Source organism: Amycolatopsis vancoresmycina, from assembly GCF_000716785.1.
Classification (GTDB): domain Bacteria; phylum Actinomycetota; class Actinomycetes; order Mycobacteriales; family Pseudonocardiaceae; genus Amycolatopsis; species Amycolatopsis vancoresmycina.
This window is the reverse complement of sequence record NZ_JNYY01000001.1, coordinates 1,116,278-1,131,726: the sequence shown is the minus strand read 5'-3', so window position 1 is coordinate 1,131,726 and position 15,449 is coordinate 1,116,278. Positions and strand designations below refer to the sequence as shown.

The window sequence follows — 15,449 nt, the reverse complement described above, 5'->3', positions numbered from 1 at the left end:
CATGCGGGGACAACGGATGCTGGCGCGGGTGGCACTGGGGCTGGCCGCGTCCGCCGCGACGGCGGTGTTCGCGACCATCGGCACCGCGTCGGCGACCGTCGAGGTCACCAAGCTCACCCAGGCGCAGGCCGCGTCGCAGCTGTCCGCGGCCGGGGTGACGCACTCGTCGAGCGGGAACTGCACCACGCGGTCCAACTCGACGTGCACGTCCTACGAACAGATCAACCAGAGCACGGTCGACGGGGTCATCACGCTGAAGCGAGCCAGCGGCTGCGCGATCAACATCACCGGCGGCACCGAGGTCGGCCACGCGTCGGGCACCTACAGCCACTACAACGGCTACAAGGTGGACATCTCGCACAACAGCTGCATCGACTCCTACATCAAGAACAGCTTCTCCTACATCGGCCTGCGCGGCGACGGCTACCCGCAGTGGAAGGCCGGCTCGGGCAACCTCTACTGCGACGAGGGCAACCACTGGGACATCACGTACTACACCTGCGGTTGCTGACGAACCGGGGCCTGCCGGCATCGAGGGCGGCGGGCAGGCCCCGGTTACCGGCCGCGACGGCCGGGTACTCCTCCGGGCGGAGGTGGGAAAATGACATCCACTGGCTCTCCTGCCACCCGGCACCGCACGGCGGTGGCCGGCGCGGCGGCCGGTTTCGTCCTGCTGGCCGGGCTGTACCTGGTCATGGCCCCGTGGATCACCGGCTTCGGCGGGGCGGGCGTCCTCGCGCTGAGCGATACGCTCGTCGGCCTGGTCCTGATCGCGCTGGCGATCGCCCGCACGGCCAGCAGGCGGCTGGCGCTGATCGGCTGGGTGGTCCCGGTCCTCGGTGCCTGGGCCGCCGTTTCGCCGTGGTTGCTCCGGCAGTCCGGCGGGACTTCGCCGACGACCGGCGCCCTGGTCGGGAACGTCGTGGCCGGGCTGGTGGTCGTCGTGGCGGGGGTGGCGCTGGCGCGCCGGGTCAGTTCCTGATCAGCAGCCAGTCGCCCGGGCCGCCGCCCGGGCGGTACGGGCTGTCCGCCCGCTTCGCGACGACACCGGGGAGGCCGTGCTGGCGGCTGGCCCCGGCGACGGCCTCGCCGCCGCCCAGGTAGTAGCGCGGCACCTGCCAGTGCCGGTCCTCGACCGCCAGGCCGTCGAGGAGTTCCCGGCGTTTCGTGTACGGCAGGTCCAGCGTCGCCCGGCCGTCGAGGTGCAGGACGTCGGCGGCGAAGTAGAAGACCGGGCAGCTGGCCTTGAGCCGTTTGGCGGCCGCGCCGTCGGCCCGGCGGCGCTCTTCGAGGCCGTCCGGGTACGGCTTGCCGTCCTTCACCACGACGACTTCGCCGTCCAGCAGCACTTCCGTCGACCCGAACTGTTCGCCGAGCTTGTGCAGCTCGGGGTACCGGCCGGTGACGTCGGCGCCGGTCTCGTCGTGCGCGGTGACGCGGCCGCCGCAGACCAGCAGCATCGTGCGCAGGCCGCCCCAGGCGAATTCGTAGGCCCACTCGTCGTCGTCCGGCGGCAGCCCGCCGGGCACGGCCGTCATCGGCTCGAGGAACTCTGGCGCGTCTTCGTGGCCCGGTTCGGCCGGGTCGAGGCGCCGCAGGGTCCAGTCGCGGGCGTCCTCGTCGTGCCGGTTGGTGAACAGGTACTTGCCGCGCGCCCGTTCGCCGTGGAAGACCACCTCGACCTTGTGGTCGTTCCAGTGCAGGGTTTCGTACTTCCCGGTGTCCCACACGGTCATCCGGCCACCGCCGTACTCGCCGGCCGGGATCTCGCCGGAGAAGGTGAGGTATTCCATGGGGTGGTCTTCGGTGTGCACCGCCAGGCGCGGCACGCCGGGGGAGAGCGGCAGGCCCTTCGGCACCGCCCACGACACGAGCACGCCGTCGCGTTCCAGCCGGAAGTCCCAGTGCAGCCGGGTGGCGTGGTGTTCCTGGATGACGAAGAGGTCGTCGTCGCCGGGGACGGGCGGGCCGTCCGGCCACGGTTCGGAGGTGCGGTCGCGGGCCCGCTTGCCGCGGTATTCCTCGAGTTTGTCCGCCATGGGTGCCCCAGTACCCCTTCCGCTTCCGGAGCGTCCAGGGTACCGGGGCGAACCTTCAGTCGGTTTCCGCCATGGCTTCGGCGAACTGCGCCGCGTACAGCCGCGCGTACGCACCACCGCTGTGCAGCAGCGTTTCGTGGTCGCCGTGCTCGACGATCTGCCCGTGCTCCATCACGAGGATCACGTCCGCGTCGCGGATCGTCGACAGGCGGTGCGCGATCACGAAGCTGGTGCGGCCGCTGCGCAGCTCGTTCATCGCCCGCTGGATCAGCACCTCGGTGCGGGTGTCGACCGAGCTGGTCGCCTCGTCCAGGATGAGGATGACCGGCTTGGCCAGGAACGCCCGCGCCACCGTGATCAGCTGCTTCTCGCCCGCGCTGACCGTGCCGCCCTCGTCGTCGAGCACCGTGTCGTACCCGTCCGGCAGGGTCCGGACGAACCGGTCCACGTACGTCGCCTGGGCCGCCTGGACGATCTCCTCGCGGCTCGGGTCGTCCGCGCCGTAGGCGATGTTCTCCGCGATCGTGCCGCCGAACAGCCACGCGTCCTGCAGCACCATGCCGGTCTGGTCGCGCAGTTCCTCGCGGTTCATCTTCGCGATGTCCACGCCGTCGAGCGTGATCCGCCCGCGGTCGAGTTCGTAGAACCGCATGAGCAGGTTGACCAGCGTCGTCTTCCCCGCCCCGGTCGGGCCGACGATCGCCACCGTCTGCCCGGGTTCGACGGTCAGCGACAGGTTCTCGATCAGCGGCTTCTCCGGCAGGTAGCGGAAGGAGACGTCCTGGAACTCGACGCGCCCGTGCACCACCGGCGGCCGCTCGGGGTTCGCCGGCTCCGGGGCCTGCTCCTCGGCGTCGAGCAGCGCGAACACCCGCTCGGCCGAGGCGACACCCGACTGCAGCAGGTTCGCCATGCTGGCGATCTGCGTCACCGGCTGGCTGAACTGCCGCGAGTACTGGATGAACGCCTGCACCTCGCCGAGGGTCAGGCTGCCCGACGCGACGCGCAGCGCGCCGATCACCGCCACCAGCACGTAGCTGAGGTTGCCGATGAACATCATCGCCGGCTGGATCATCCCGGAGATGAACTGCGCCCGGAAACTCGCCTGGTAGAGCGTTTCGTTCTGCTTGTCGAAGATCGCCGCGGACTCGTCGCGGCGGCCGAACACCTTGACCAGCGAGTGCCCGGTGTACATCTCCTCGACGTGCGCGTTGAGCTTCCCGGTCGTCGACCACTGCTTGATGAAGTTCGGCTGCGCCCGCTTGCCGATCTTCGCCGCCACGACCGCCGACAGCGGCACCGTGAGCAGCGCGATCGCGGCCAGCAGCGGCGAGATCAGGAACATCATGATCAGCACGCCGATCACCGTCAGCAGCGACGACACGATCTGCGACAGCGTCTGCTGCAGCGACATCGCCAGGTTGTCGATGTCGTTGGTGACGCGGGACAGCACCTCGCCGCGCGGCTGGCGGTCGAAGTACTTCAGCGGCAGCCGCGCGAACTTCTCCTCGACCTCCTGGCGCAGCCGGTACACCGCGTGCTGCACCAGGGTCGTCGTCAGCCGGGCCTGGATCAGGCCGAAGAACGACGAGATGACGAACAGCGCCAGCACGGTCAGCAGGATCTGCCCGACCCTGTCGAAGTCGATGCCGACGCCGGGCACGAGGTCGACCCGGCTGTAGATGTCGGCGAGCGTGCCGTCGCCGCGGGCCCGCAGGCCGGCGACGATCTGCTCCTTGGTGACCCCCGGCGGCACCTGCTTGCCGAGCACGCCGGCGAGGATGGCGTCGGTGGCCTGGCCGAGGATCTTCGGCCCGATCACGGTCAGCGCGACGCTGGCGGCGCCAAGCACGAAGACGCCGACGAGGGCGGCCCGCTGCGGTTTGAGCAGCTGCAGCAGCCGCTTGAGCGAGCCCTTGAAGTCCAGGGCCTTCTCCGGCGGCGCGCCGCCACCCATGAACCGGGCCCCGGGCCCGGCGGCCGCGGCCCCGGTGTTCCGGTGCCGCTGGGCCGTCGGGCGTTCCCCGGTGTCGGTGACGGCGGCCTTGGGCGATTCCGTCGTGCTCACGCCGCCTCCTGCTCGGTCAGCTGGGACAGGACGATCTCCCGGTAGGTTTCGTTGCCGTCCATGAGTTCGTGGTGGGTGCCGGTGCCGACGACGCGGCCCTCGTCGAGGACGATGATGCGGTCGGCGCCCCGGATCGTGCTGACCCGCTGCGCCACGATGACCACCGTCGCGTCCGCCGTCTCCGAGACCAGCGCGCGGCGCAGGGCCGCGTCGGTCGCGTAGTCCAGCGCCGAAAACGAGTCGTCGAACAGGTAGATCTCCGGCTTGTGCACAAGCATCCTGGCGATCGCGAGCCGCTGCCGCTGGCCGCCCGAGACGTTCGTGCCGCCCTGGGCGATCGGCGCGTCGAGGCCCTCGGGCATCGCTTCGACGAAGTCCTTGCCCTGGGCCACTTCCAGCGCGTGCCACAGCTCTTCGTCGGTCGCGTCCGGGTTGCCGTAGCGCAGGTTGCTCGCCACCGTCCCGGCGAACAGGTACGGCTTCTGCGGCACGAGCCCGACCGCGCGGGCGAGCACCGCCGGGTCGAGGTCGCGGACGTCGACGCCGTCGACCTTCACCGTGCCGGCGGTGGCGTCCATCAGCCGGGGGATCAGGTTGAGCAGCGTCGTCTTGCCGGTGCCGGTCGAGCCGATCACGGCGGTGGTCTCACCCGGCCGCCCGATCAGCGAAATGTCGCACAGCACCGGCTTTTCCGCGCCGGGGTAGCGGAACTCCACACCGGACAGTTCCAGGTGCCCGTGCACCGCGCCCGGGCGGATCGGCGTCACCGGCGGGCGCACGCTCGACTCGGTGTCCAGCACCTCGCTGATCCGCTCGGCGCTGACCTCCGCGCGCGGCACCATCATGAACATGAACGTGGCCATCATGACGGCCATCAGGATCTGCAGCAGGTACGACAGGAACGCCGTCATGGCCCCGATCTGCATGCTGCCGGAGTCGATCCGCTGGCCGCCGAACCACAGCACCGCGACGCTGGAAACGTTCATCACCAGCATCACGATCGGGAACATCAGGGCCATCAGCCGCCCGACCCGCAGCGAAACCGTCAGCAGTTCGTCGTTGGCGGCGTCGAAGCGCTGCCGCTCGTGCTTGTCGCGCACGAACGCCCGGATGACCCGGATGCCCATGATCTGCTCGCGCAGGATCTGGTTGATGCGGTCGATCCGGACCTGCATCAGCCGGAACGCGGGCCGCATCTTGGCGATGATGAACCCGACCGAGACCGCGAGCACGGGCACGATCACCAGCAGCAGCGACGACAGCGGCACGTCGAGGTTCAGCGCCAGGATGATGCCGCCGACGCACATGATCGGCGCGGACACCATCAGCGTCAGCGTCATCAGCACCAGCATCTGGACCTGCTGGACGTCGTTGGTGGTGCGGGTGATCAGCGACGGCGTGCCGAACTGGCCGACCTCGCGGGCCGAGAAGTCCTGCACCCGGTGGAAGACCCCGGCGCGGATGTCGCGGCCGATCGCCATCGCCGTGCGCGCGCCGAAGTAGACCGCGCCGATCGAGCCGGCGATCTGGGCCAGCGTGACGGCGAGCATCACCGCGCCGATCCGCAGGATGTAGCCCATGTCGCCCTTGATCAGGCCGTTGTCGACGATGTCGGCGTTCAGCGTCGGCAGGTAGAGCATGGCGATCGTCTGCACCAGCTGGAGCACGACGATCACCCACAGCGTGCCCCGGTACGGGCGCAGGTGGCTGCGCAGGAGCTTGACTAGCACAACGGTTCCCCCAGTGGAGTGGTGGTGGTGTTCGGGTCGGGTTTTCCTTCGGTGCCACCGGTCAGGGTCGGCATCCCGGCGGCCAGCTCGTCCAGCAACCGCTCCAGGGTCGGCAGGAGCGGTTCGCCTTCGCTCGTGAACCAGTTGACGAAGGCGACGCGGACGGCGCTTTCCACCGAGGAGGCCATCAGGCGGCACAGCAGGTGGTCCACACCGCCCACCCGTTTCGCGATCGTCTCGGCGAGGACCCGCTCGACCGCCGCGTGGGCGTTCAGGAACTCGCCCCGCAGCATGAGCTGGCCCATCAGCTCCCGGATACGGGCAACATACGCGCGATCCGGCTCGCCTTCACGCGAATATTGCTCGAGTACGGCCTGCTTGACGGACTCCCACAGCGGTTCGCCCGCCGGGCGGGCGAGCAGGGCCTCGCGCATCCCCTCGTGGCGGTCGACGACCACGGCGCAGACCGCCTGCTCCTTGCTGGAGAAGTAGTTGTTGAATGTGCGGGGGGAGACGCCCACCTCGGTGGCGATGTCCTCCACCCGGACGTTCTCCAGCCCGCGCTCCAGCGTGAGCCGCAGCGCGGCCTGCGCGAGCGCCCGGCGGGCCTCGCGCTTCTTCCGCTCCCGCAGGGTCAGCTTCGGGAGTTCGTCCGGCGGCATGTGCAGAGTGTAGCGAAAATCTTGCGTGCCACGCAAAAAATTGCGTGGCACGCAAAGTTGGGATGAATCGGACACGGCCCGGGTTTCCCTGCGAGGGCCTGCTTCAGCTGCGGGTTCGCCGGCCGTGTGCGCTCTGTTGCGGGGTGCAAAATGCAAAATTGAACCGAATGGCCTAATCCACTGCGCTCACCAGCAGCGACGCTCCGAAATCACGATCACGCAGGGCAATCGTGCGGGGACCGGCTGTGGACATCCCACGAACCTTTCTGCTTGCATGTGCCGCGTCGCCGCCGGGGGTCGGCGCCGCACCGTCGTTTCGCGCACTCGAGCAAGGAAGAAGTGGGACCACATGGCGAGCCGGGCCCGGGAACTCCTGGATCGATCACGCGTCCTGCTGGACCGTTCGCGCGTGGCCGCCGCGCAGTTCCTCACCGCGCCCCCGAAGCACCCGGGGTACGCGCCCCCGGCCGGGCCGGCCATCACGGAGCTGCCGCCGCCGGTGGCGCCGGGCGGCGAAGGCGTGCTGGCCGAGATCTGCGCGAGCGTCGCCCTGCGTGACCTGAACCTGCTCGACCAGCTCCTCGCCCGGCTGGAGGAGCTGGAGGCGGGGGAGGAGGACCACCACCGCCTCGCCGAGCTCTACCAGCTCGACCACCTCGCCACGCGGCTGCGACGCAACGCCGAGAACCTGCGGGTGCTCGCCGGCCAGGACACCGCCGACGACGCCGCCCGCGCGACCTCGGTGCTCGACCTGATGCGCGCGGCGATGTCCTCGATCAACCACTACGCCCGGATCACCATCGGCCGCGTGGTCAACCTCGGCGTCGTCGGCTTCGCCGCCGAAGACCTGGGGCGGGTGCTGGCGGAGCTGTTCGACAACGCCGCCAACCAGTCCTCGCCGAGCTCGCCGGTGCACGTGAGCGCGCACCTGACCGAGCAGGGCAGCGTCCTCGTCCGGATCGAGGACGAGGGCATCGGCATCCCCGCCGACCGCGTCGGGGACCTCAACGCGCGGCTCGCGGCGGGCGGCGACCTCGACGACGCCTCGGCGCGGCACATGGGCCTCGCCGTGGTCGCCCGCCTCGCCGCCCGGCACGGCGTCACCGTGCGGCTCGACCGGCGCAGCCCGCACGGCACGGTGGCCACCGTGCTGCTGCCCACCGGCGTCGTGACCGAGCTCGCCGAGCACGCCTGGTCGGGTACGCGCACCGTTTCCGTGCGGGGCGGGGCCCCGGACGGTGCCGCGGCCGGCGAACCGGGCCAGGGCGGCCACGAGCCGGCCGCCACCGGCGAGCTGCCGCGCCGCCGCGGGCGGGACGAACCGGCGCCGGCGCCACTGCGGCCCACCCCGCGGCCGCGGCCGGTCGAGCGGGCCGTCGGCGGGACCACGGCGAACGGCCTGCCGCGCCGCGTGCCCGGCAGCATCCGCGGCGCCGCCCCGGAACCGGCCCCACCGCCTCCGCCGCCACCCGGGGACGGCCCGGCGGCCGGCCACGAGCAGCTGCTCGCCGACCTCGGCGCGTTCGCCGACGGCGAGCAGGCCGCCCTCGCGGAGCACCGCACCCGGCAGGACGAGACGCCCGGAGGAACCACCCGGTGAGCACGCCCCAGCCGGCCACGGCGAACTTCACCTGGCTGCTCGACGACTTCGTCCGGAAGGTCCACGGCGTCAGCCACGCGCTGATCATGAGCGTGGACGGGTTTCCGCTCACCGCGTCGGACTCGGTCGGCGAGGCCGAGGCCGAACAGCTGGCCGCGATCGCCAGCGGCCTGCTCTCCCTCGCCGGCAACAGCGCCGCGCTGTTCGGGAAGGGCAGCTGCGAGCAGATCATCATCCGGCTCACCCACGGCTACTTCCTGTTCATGGGCATCGGTTCCGGTGCCGGGCTCGCGGTGCTGACCGCGGGCGAGGCGGACATGAAGGTGGTCGCCTACGAGATGACCCAGTTCATCACCAACGCCGGGCACGCGCTCACCCCCGAGGTGCGCGCGGAGCTGCGGCAGGTGCTGACCGCGCGCCGGCCCCGGACGTGACGCCCGTGCCGCACAAGGATGTGAATGCCGTGTCCACACCGGACACCCCGTTGCTGCGCCGGAGCCGCCGCATCCGCGCGTACGCGCTCACCGGCGGTCGCACCGGCACCCGCTTCCAGCTGCTGGTCGAGACGCTCGTGTCGGTGCCGGAGTACGACCCGGCGCTGAGTGACACGCTGATGCCGGAGTCGCGCTCGCTCTACGAACGCGCCCGGGTGCGGTGCTCGATCGCCGAGCTCTCGGTCGGCTTGGACCTGCCGCTGGGTGTGGTGCGGGTGCTGATCGGCGACCTCGCCGCCCAGGGTGCGGTGTTCGTGCACCCCACCGCGCACGCCTACCACCACGACACCAACGTGCTCGAGAGGATCCTTGATGGGCTCAAGCGGCTCCCCGCCTGAGGGCGATCTGCTGACGATCTCCGCGAAGATCGTCGTCGCCGGGGGCTTCGGTGTCGGCAAGACCACCTTCGTCGGTGCGGTGTCGGAAGTGCCGCCGATGAGCAACGAGGCGTGGATGACCGAGGCCGGGGCGGGCATCGACGAGATCCCGCCCGGCGGCAAGTCGACCACGACCGTGGCGATGGACTTCGGCCGGATCACCCTGCGTCCCGACCTGCTGCTGTACCTGTTCGGCACGCCGGGGCAGGCGCGGTTCTGGTTCCTGTGGGACGACCTGAGCCGGGGCGCGCTCGGCGCGGTCGTGCTGGTCGACACCAGCCGGATCGACGAGTCGTTCGCGGCGATCAACTACTTCGAGAACGACTCGGAACTGCCGTTCGTGGTGGCCGTCAACCAGTTCGAGGGCAAGCCGGTGCACGACCTCGACGAGGTGCGCGACGCCCTCGCCCTCGACCCGGCCGTCCCGCTGGTGACCTGCGACGCCCGCGACCGCGCGTCGACGATCGCCACCCTGACCGAGCTGGTCGGCCACACGCTGTCGCTGGCGGTGCTCTCCGGCCCGGCGGGCCGCGAGCTGGCCGCCAGCACCCCGCACGCCTGAACCCCGGAAGGTGAAGAGCTCCATGCGCAAGGTCCTGGTGGTGGGTGCCGGGCAGTCCGGGCTGCAGCTGGCCCTCGGGCTGCAGGCGAAGGACTACGACGTCACGGTGATGTCCGCGCGGACGCCGGAGGAGATCCGGCACGGGCGGGTGATGTCGACGCAGTGCATGTTCCACGACGCCCTGCAGCACGAGCGGGACCTCGGAATCAACCTGTGGGAGGCCGAGACGGTGAACGTCGAGGGCCTCGGTGTCTCGGTGGCGGCGCCGGACGGCGGCCGCGCGCTCGACTGGTTCGCCGAGCTCGACCACCCGGCGCAGTCGGTCGACCAGCGGGTGAAGATGGCCGGCTGGCTCGAGCTGTTCGAGGACCGCGGCGGCAAGCTCGTCATCCACGGCGTGATGACGTCCGAACTGGACGCGCTGTCGCGCCTTTACGACCTGGTCGTCATCTCGGCGGGCAAGGGCGAGCTGGTCCAGCTGTTCGACCGGGTGCCGGAGCGCTCGCCGTACACCCGGCCGATGCGCGCGCTGTCCCTGGTCTACGCGCACGGGGTGCAGCGCCGGCCGGAGCACCCGGACAAGCTGGGGGTGCGGTTCAACATCGTCCCCGGCGTCGGCGAGCTGTTCATGATCCCCGCGTACACGCTGAGCGGGAACTGCGACATCCTCTTCTTCGAAGGCGTGCCCGGCGGGCCGCTGGACTGCTTCGACGACCACCCGGGCCCGGACGAGCACTTCAAGCGCGTGCTCGACCTGATGCGGCAGTTCGTGCCGTGGGAGTACGACCGCTGCCGCGAGGCGGAGCTGACCGACGCGAAGGCGACCCTCGCCGGCGGGTACCCGCCGGTGGTGCGGCACCCGGTCGGCACCCTGCCCGGCGGGGCGATCGTGCTGGGCATGGCCGACGTCGTGGTGGCCAACGACCCGATCACCGGGCAGGGGTCGAACAACGCGAGCCACTGCGCGGCGACCTACCTCGACGCGATCGTGGAGCGCGCCGACCGGCCGTTCGACGCGGCGTGGATGGAAGCCACGTTCGAGCGCTACTGGGAGTACGCCCGGCACGTCACCGAATGGACGAACGCGCTGCTCCTGCCGCCGCCCCCGCACGTGCTCCAGATCCTCGGGGTGGCGGGGCAGAACCCGGCCGTGGCGCGGCGGTTCGCCAACGGATTCACCGACCCGGCGGACTTCCAGCACTGGTTCATGGACCCCGCACTCTGGGAGAAGTACCTGGCAGAGGTCTAGATCAGACTGTCGCCGACGGACGATCCGGGCTACGGTTGTCACGTAGCGTGAAGGCGGCAGGCTGGTCTACCGGAGGTACGTGGCATGCGGGCGATGTGGAAGGGCTCGGTGTCCTTCGGGCTGGTCAGCATCCCGATCCAGCTGTACGCGGCCACCGAGAACAAGAACGTCTCCCTCCGGCAGGTGCACGAGGCCGACGGCGGCCGCATCCAGTACAAGCGGTTCTGCACGATCGACGGCCAGGAGGTGCCCTACGCCGAGATCGCCAAGGGCTACGAGCTGCCCGACGGCGAGATGGTCGTGATCACCGACGCGGAGATGGCCGAGCTGCCGCTGTCCACCCAGCGCACCATCGACGTGCTGGAGTTCGTGCCGCTGGAGTCGATCGACCCGATCCAGTACGACCGGACCTACTACCTCGAGCCGCAGAAGAACGCGGTGAAACCGTACGTCGTGCTGCGGGACGCGCTGCACAAGTCGAGCCAGGTGGCCATCGCCAAGGTCGCGGTCCGGCAGCGGGAGAGCATGGCGGTGCTGCGGGTGCACGCCGACGTCCTGGTGATGACGACCATGCTGTGGCCGGACGAGGTCCGCGAACCCGACTTCCCGTTCCTGCGCGACGACCCGCCGCAGATCCGGCCGCAGGAGCTGACCATGGCGGGGTCGCTGATCGACTCGCTGGCCGAGCCGGTGTTCGAGCCGGAGAAGTACCACGACCACTACCGCGAGGCCCTCGAAGAGATGATCGAGGCGAAGGTCGCCGGCGACGAGACGACCAAGCCGGCGGCGGTCACCGCCAAGGCCGACGTCGTGGACCTGATGGCCGCGCTCCAGGCCAGTGTGGACGCCGCGAAGAAGTCGCGGCAGTCCGCCTCAGAGGGGTCCGCTGCGGCCGAGGCGTCCGATGCGTCCGAAGAGGACGAGAAGCCGGCGAAGGAGAAGCCGGCCGCCCGCAAGCGGGCGCCGAAGTCCGCCTGAGCCGCTCGGACGGGTGGTTGTGCCGACACGCCGCCCGGCTACCGCGCCCCCGTGCCCGCCGGTTCTACCGTGGGGGAGGAGCGCGGAAAGGCGGTGCGGACATGGAGTGTGCTTCCTGCGACGCCGGGATCGACCACTGCCACGGCACGCTGGTGGTGCATCCGGACGTCGGGTTCGCCGAGTGCACCGAACCGGCCTGCGGGGACGGTGATCGGATCCGGCACGCGCTGATCGTCGACTGCCAGGGTGTCGGCGGCGGGTGCGGCTGCACCGGCACGCCACTGAAACCCCTGCTGCGCCAGGCTTCCTGAGCCTTCGCGGCGTAAGAAGCTTGTCAAGACGGTCACACGATCGTGTATGCAGCTGTGTACAGCAGCTTGGCGATGTGCTAACACTAACGAGGTCCTTCGGCTCTCCCTCCCCCTCGGAGCCGGAGGACCCTTTTCGTTTCGCCGTCGGGGCAGCGGAATCGCTCGCGGATTCACGGCGGAATTTGCGCTGCCCTTACCTTTCGCCGGTTGCGGCGGTCCGGCCGGTAACGGCCGAACGGCCTGGCGCGGCCGGCAGTGCTGCCGGTCGCGCCAGGCCGTGGCGGGGTCTCGGGATCAGTACCAGTGCGCCCGGCCACCGATCCGGCGGCCGGTGCCGCCCAGGATGGCCAGTGCCACGCCGGCCACCGCGAGAATGATACCGATGGTGTACAGCACCGGGATGCCCACGATGAACCCGATGACGAGGAGAATCACACCGAGAATGATCACTTGACACACTCCTTCGCATGAGACCCGGCCCGGCTCCGTGCCGTCCGGGCGGATGCGCTCTCGCCGGGAGGATGGCCAGTTTCCCGATAAACCAAACTACGGCGAATGGAGCAATCTCGGATCAGTACCGGTAGTGATCGAGCTTGTACGGCCCTTCGACGTCGACGCCGATGTATTCCGCCTGCGCCTTCGTCAGCTTGGTGAGTTTCACACCGAGTGCGTCGAGGTGCAGCCGGGCCACCTTTTCGTCGAGGTGCTTCGGCAGCCGGTGGACGTCGGTGGCGTACTCGCCGGGCTTGGTGAACAGCTCGATCTGCGCGATGGCCTGGTTGGTGAAGGAGTTCGACATCACGAACGACGGGTGCCCGGTCGCGTTGCCCAGGTTCATCAGCCGGCCCTCGGAGAGCACGATGATCGCGTGGCCGTCCGGGAACGTCCACTCGTGCACCTGCGGCTTGATCTCCCTCTTCACCACGCCGGGCAGCTTCGCCAGGCCGGCCATGTCGATCTCGTTGTCGAAGTGCCCGACGTTGGCGACGATCGCGTTGTGCTTCATCCGGCCCATCTGCGCGGCCGAGACGATGCCGAAGTTGCCGGTGGTGGTGATGAAGATGTCGGCCTGCTCGACGACGTCGTCCAGTTCCACGACGTCGAGGCCGTCCATCGCCGCCTGCAGCGCGCAGATCGGGTCGATCTCGGTGACCGCGACCCGGGCGCCCTGGCCGCGCAGGGCCTCCACCGCGCCCTTGCCGACGTCGCCGTAGCCGCAGACGACGACGCGCTTGCCGCCGATCATCACGTCGGTGGCCCGGTTCAGTCCGTCCACAAGGGAGTGCCGGATGCCGTACTTGTTGTCGAACTTGGACTTCGTCACGGAATCGTTGACGTTCATCGCGGGGAAGAGCAGCTCGCCGTCCTTGGCGAGCTTGTAGAGCCGCTTGACGCCGTTGGTGGTCTCCTCGGTGACGCCGCGGATCTCCTTGGCCATCCGGGTGAACCGGTCGCCGTCGGCGGCGAGGCTCGCGCGGAGGGTGTCGAGGATGATCCGGAACTCCTCGGGGTCCTCTTCGGACGGCTGCTGGACGGCGCCCGCGGCTTCGAACTCGACTCCCTTGTGGACGAGCAGGGTGGCGTCGCCGCCGTCGTCGAGGATCATGTTCGGGGCCTGGCCGCCGGGGAAGGCGAAGAGCTGGTCGGTGCACCACCAGTACTCTTCGAGCGTCTCGCCCTTCCAGGCGAACACCGGCGTGCCCGCGGGGGCGTCGACGGTGCCCTCCGGGCCGACGACGACCGCGGCGGCGGCCTCGTCCTGGGTGGAGAAGATGTTGCAGGACACCCAGCGCACCTGGGCGCCGAGCGCCACCAGGGTTTCGATGAGCACGGCGGTCTGCACGGTCATGTGCAGCGACCCGGCGATGCGGGCGCCCTTCAGCGGCTGCGCGGCGGCGTATTCGCGGCGGATCGCCATCAGGCCGGGCATCTCGTGCTCGGCCAGCCGCAGCTGGGTGCGGCCGGCGTCGGCGAGGGTGAGGTCGGCCACGGCGAAGTCGAGGCCGTTTCGGGTCTGCAGTTTGTCACTCATTCTTCGGTGCACTCTCCGGATTCGTCGACGGAACGCTCGAGAGGCGCGAAGTTCTTGCGGACAAAGAAAAAGGCACCTCCCTCGCGGGAGGCGCCCTTGCAGTCGTGGTCGGCGGGCCGAGCGTGGCGGAAGGATTTCCGTCGCAGCGCCTCTCGGCCCGGCACCAGGATGGCAAAGCGGCCGCGAGGCTGTCAAGCGAGCGAGCGCGCCATGAGAACGTCGTCGACGTCGGCGCCGTCGATGCGGAATTCGCCCCGCAGCACGCCTTCCACGACGAACCCGCACCGTTCGTAGACCCGCCGGGCGCCGGCGTTGGGGCCGAGCACTCGCAGCGTCACCTTGCGGGCCCCGCGCCGCCGCGCCTCGGCCACGGCGGCCTCGACGAGCCGCCCCGCGATCCCGAGCCGGCGGCGGTCCGGGTCGACGGCGAGCCCGTCGAGCACGCGGACGTGCCGGTGGGCGGGGACGCCGAACCCCTCGCCGAGTCGCACGTACCCGGCGACCACCCCGTCGTGCTCGGCGACGAGGACGTCCTCGGGGCGCGTGCCGTCGTCGAAGAACGGCGTGCCGGCCGGGGGCGCCGGGGCGGGGGAGACGGCCGGGGTCCAGGTGCGCTCGTCGATCTTCGCGAGCGCGGCTTCGTCGTCTTCGCGGGCGGGTCTGGTGGTGATCACCGGCTCAGTGTGTCCCACGCCTGATCGAGGAGGCTCGCGATTTTCGCCGGGTCGCGGTTGCCGTCGGCGCCGAGGCTGCGGACGGCCACGGTGAGGCCCGGTCCGGTGCGCTGGCAGTTCGTGACGAAGGACAGCTCCGGGTCGGGCGCCGACCCGGGTGCGGCGGGATCGTTGTGCACCAGGCACTGCACGGCGCCGACGCGCACGAGCTCGGTGCCCGGCTTGGCCACGCCGAGCGCCTGAGGGTCCTCGTACGTGGCGATCAGCTCCGGAGAGGCCGCGCGCACGGCGGTCAGCTGGAGGCCGCGGAGCAGCCGGTCGTCCCGGTACTCCTGCACGACGGCGGCCGCCCCGCCGTAGGCCGCCGACACGCGGGCGCCGGTCTCCCGGTCGGCCTTTCCGACGCGGGCGATCTGGGCCTGGCCCCGGACGTTGTCGATCTTCGCGACCGCGTCCTCGGTCCGGCCGAGCTCGCCCAGCGCGGCGGGCGCGGCCAGCGGCCGTCCGTCCGGCTCCGCGCCACTCCGGCTCGTCACCAGCCACGGCACGCCGACCAGGAGGGCGCCGGTGAGGAGGCCGGCCAGGCCGGTGAATGCGGGCCGGGTGAGCAGGGGCCGGGGCTTCGGATCCGGCGGGAAGGCTGCGGTCATCCGGAAAGGATGGCGCAGCCGGG

17 protein-coding genes are annotated in these 15,449 nt (G+C 70.5%); 9 read left to right on the top strand and 8 right to left on the bottom strand.

Going from position 1 to position 15,449, the window contains the following annotated elements; translation table 11 throughout:
- The first annotated feature begins 1 nt into the window (after window position 1).
- Both OO60_RS04800 and OO60_RS04795 read left to right on the top strand, forming a co-directional pair.
- A complete protein-coding gene (locus OO60_RS04800; RefSeq protein WP_081655854.1) occupies window positions 2-511 on the top strand; it encodes a hypothetical protein in 510 nt (169 codons plus the stop codon).
- Window positions 512-601: 90 nt separating this feature from the next.
- On the top strand, window positions 602-982 hold the full coding sequence (locus OO60_RS04795) for an SPW repeat protein (protein WP_033260828.1): 381 nt from the start codon (window positions 602-604) through the stop codon (window positions 980-982).
- On the opposite strand, the gene OO60_RS04790 is transcribed toward OO60_RS04795, so the two are convergent.
- Genes OO60_RS04790 through OO60_RS04775 form a run of 4 tightly spaced genes read right to left on the bottom strand, consistent with a single transcriptional unit; the run spans window position 972 to window position 6,499 of the window.
- Window positions 972-2,039, bottom strand: a complete 1,068-nt coding sequence (locus OO60_RS04790) for a DNA polymerase ligase N-terminal domain-containing protein (protein WP_033260827.1) — start codon at window positions 2,037-2,039, stop codon at window positions 972-974. The genes OO60_RS04795 and OO60_RS04790 overlap by 11 nt on opposite strands.
- A gap of 55 nt (window positions 2,040-2,094) precedes the next feature.
- Entirely contained in the window at window positions 2,095-4,107 is a 2,013-nt protein-coding gene (locus OO60_RS04785; protein ID WP_033260826.1) for an ABC transporter ATP-binding protein, read from the bottom strand.
- Window positions 4,104-5,837, bottom strand: coding sequence for an ABC transporter ATP-binding protein (locus tag OO60_RS04780; protein WP_003083188.1), 1,734 nt, complete (start codon window positions 5,835-5,837; stop codon window positions 4,104-4,106). The genes OO60_RS04785 and OO60_RS04780 overlap by 4 nt, the downstream gene beginning before the upstream one ends.
- Window positions 5,831-6,499, bottom strand: coding sequence for a TetR/AcrR family transcriptional regulator (locus OO60_RS04775; protein ID WP_003083185.1), 669 nt, complete (start codon window positions 6,497-6,499; stop codon window positions 5,831-5,833). Before OO60_RS04775 ends, OO60_RS04780 begins: the two co-directional genes overlap by 7 nt.
- 349 nt (window positions 6,500-6,848) lie before the next feature.
- Between OO60_RS04775 and OO60_RS04770 the strand changes: the two genes are divergently transcribed.
- The 7 genes from OO60_RS04770 to OO60_RS04740 all read left to right on the top strand — a co-directional run bounded on the left by OO60_RS04770 (window position 6,849) and on the right by OO60_RS04740 (window position 12,070).
- Window positions 6,849-8,099 (top strand): sensor histidine kinase, encoded by a 1,251-nt coding sequence (locus OO60_RS04770; RefSeq protein ID WP_033260825.1) that lies wholly within the window; start codon window positions 6,849-6,851, stop codon window positions 8,097-8,099.
- Window positions 8,096-8,533 (top strand): roadblock/LC7 domain-containing protein, encoded by a 438-nt coding sequence (locus OO60_RS04765; protein WP_004559119.1) that lies wholly within the window; start codon window positions 8,096-8,098, stop codon window positions 8,531-8,533. The genes OO60_RS04770 and OO60_RS04765 overlap by 4 nt, the downstream gene beginning before the upstream one ends.
- Window positions 8,534-8,562: 29 nt before the next feature.
- The gene (locus OO60_RS04760; protein WP_004559118.1) at window positions 8,563-8,931 is read left to right on the top strand and encodes a DUF742 domain-containing protein; all 369 of its coding nucleotides are present in this window, start codon (window positions 8,563-8,565) and stop codon (window positions 8,929-8,931) included.
- Complete coding sequence (locus OO60_RS04755; protein WP_004559117.1) at window positions 8,906-9,532, top strand: GTP-binding protein; 627 nt, start codon at window positions 8,906-8,908, stop codon at window positions 9,530-9,532. The genes OO60_RS04760 and OO60_RS04755 overlap by 26 nt, the downstream gene beginning before the upstream one ends.
- Window positions 9,533-9,554: 22 nt before the next feature.
- On the top strand, window positions 9,555-10,781 hold the full coding sequence (locus OO60_RS04750; RefSeq protein ID WP_004559116.1) for a styrene monooxygenase/indole monooxygenase family protein: 1,227 nt from the start codon (window positions 9,555-9,557) through the stop codon (window positions 10,779-10,781).
- A gap of 84 nt (window positions 10,782-10,865) precedes the next feature.
- Window positions 10,866-11,759: a non-homologous end joining protein Ku gene (gene ku, locus OO60_RS04745; protein WP_004559115.1), complete on the top strand. Its 894-nt coding sequence runs from the start codon at window positions 10,866-10,868 to the stop codon at window positions 11,757-11,759.
- Between the two features lie 101 nt (window positions 11,760-11,860).
- A complete protein-coding gene (locus tag OO60_RS04740; protein ID WP_004559114.1) occupies window positions 11,861-12,070 on the top strand; it encodes a hypothetical protein in 210 nt (69 codons plus the stop codon).
- A gap of 294 nt (window positions 12,071-12,364) precedes the next feature.
- On the opposite strand, the gene OO60_RS47055 is transcribed toward OO60_RS04740, so the two are convergent.
- The 4 genes from OO60_RS47055 to OO60_RS04725 all read right to left on the bottom strand — a co-directional run bounded on the left by OO60_RS47055 (window position 12,365) and on the right by OO60_RS04725 (window position 15,426).
- Window positions 12,365-12,520, bottom strand: coding sequence for a hypothetical protein (locus tag OO60_RS47055; protein ID WP_004559113.1), 156 nt, complete (start codon window positions 12,518-12,520; stop codon window positions 12,365-12,367).
- Between the two features lie 121 nt (window positions 12,521-12,641).
- The gene (ahcY, locus tag OO60_RS04735; protein ID WP_004559112.1) at window positions 12,642-14,102 is read right to left on the bottom strand and encodes an adenosylhomocysteinase; all 1,461 of its coding nucleotides are present in this window, start codon (window positions 14,100-14,102) and stop codon (window positions 12,642-12,644) included.
- Window positions 14,103-14,293: 191 nt separating this feature from the next.
- Window positions 14,294-14,776 (bottom strand): GNAT family N-acetyltransferase, encoded by a 483-nt coding sequence (locus tag OO60_RS04730; RefSeq protein WP_033260824.1) that lies wholly within the window; start codon window positions 14,774-14,776, stop codon window positions 14,294-14,296.
- A complete protein-coding gene (locus OO60_RS04725) occupies window positions 14,773-15,426 on the bottom strand; it encodes a hypothetical protein (protein ID WP_003094637.1) in 654 nt (217 codons plus the stop codon). The genes OO60_RS04730 and OO60_RS04725 overlap by 4 nt, the downstream gene beginning before the upstream one ends.
- Window positions 15,427-15,449 lie beyond the last annotated feature (23 nt).

Coding starts and splice junctions, on each gene's coding strand:
- OO60_RS04800 (WP_081655854.1), top strand. CDS start 2: ATGCGGGGACAACGGATGCTGGCGCGGGTGGCACTGGGGCTGGCCGCG.
- OO60_RS04795 (WP_033260828.1), top strand. CDS start 602: ATGACATCCACTGGCTCTCCTGCCACCCGGCACCGCACGGCGGTGGCC.
- OO60_RS04790 (WP_033260827.1), bottom strand. CDS start 2,039: ATGGCGGACAAACTCGAGGAATACCGCGGCAAGCGGGCCCGCGACCGC.
- OO60_RS04775 (WP_003083185.1), bottom strand. CDS start 6,499: ATGCCGCCGGACGAACTCCCGAAGCTGACCCTGCGGGAGCGGAAGAAG.
- OO60_RS04770 (WP_033260825.1), top strand. CDS start 6,849: ATGGCGAGCCGGGCCCGGGAACTCCTGGATCGATCACGCGTCCTGCTG.
- OO60_RS04755 (WP_004559117.1), top strand. CDS start 8,906: ATGGGCTCAAGCGGCTCCCCGCCTGAGGGCGATCTGCTGACGATCTCC.
- OO60_RS04750 (WP_004559116.1), top strand. CDS start 9,555: ATGCGCAAGGTCCTGGTGGTGGGTGCCGGGCAGTCCGGGCTGCAGCTG.
- ku (WP_004559115.1), top strand. CDS start 10,866: ATGCGGGCGATGTGGAAGGGCTCGGTGTCCTTCGGGCTGGTCAGCATC.
- OO60_RS04740 (WP_004559114.1), top strand. CDS start 11,861: ATGGAGTGTGCTTCCTGCGACGCCGGGATCGACCACTGCCACGGCACG.
- ahcY (WP_004559112.1), bottom strand. CDS start 14,102: ATGAGTGACAAACTGCAGACCCGAAACGGCCTCGACTTCGCCGTGGCC.
- OO60_RS04725 (WP_003094637.1), bottom strand. CDS start 15,426: ATGACCGCAGCCTTCCCGCCGGATCCGAAGCCCCGGCCCCTGCTCACC.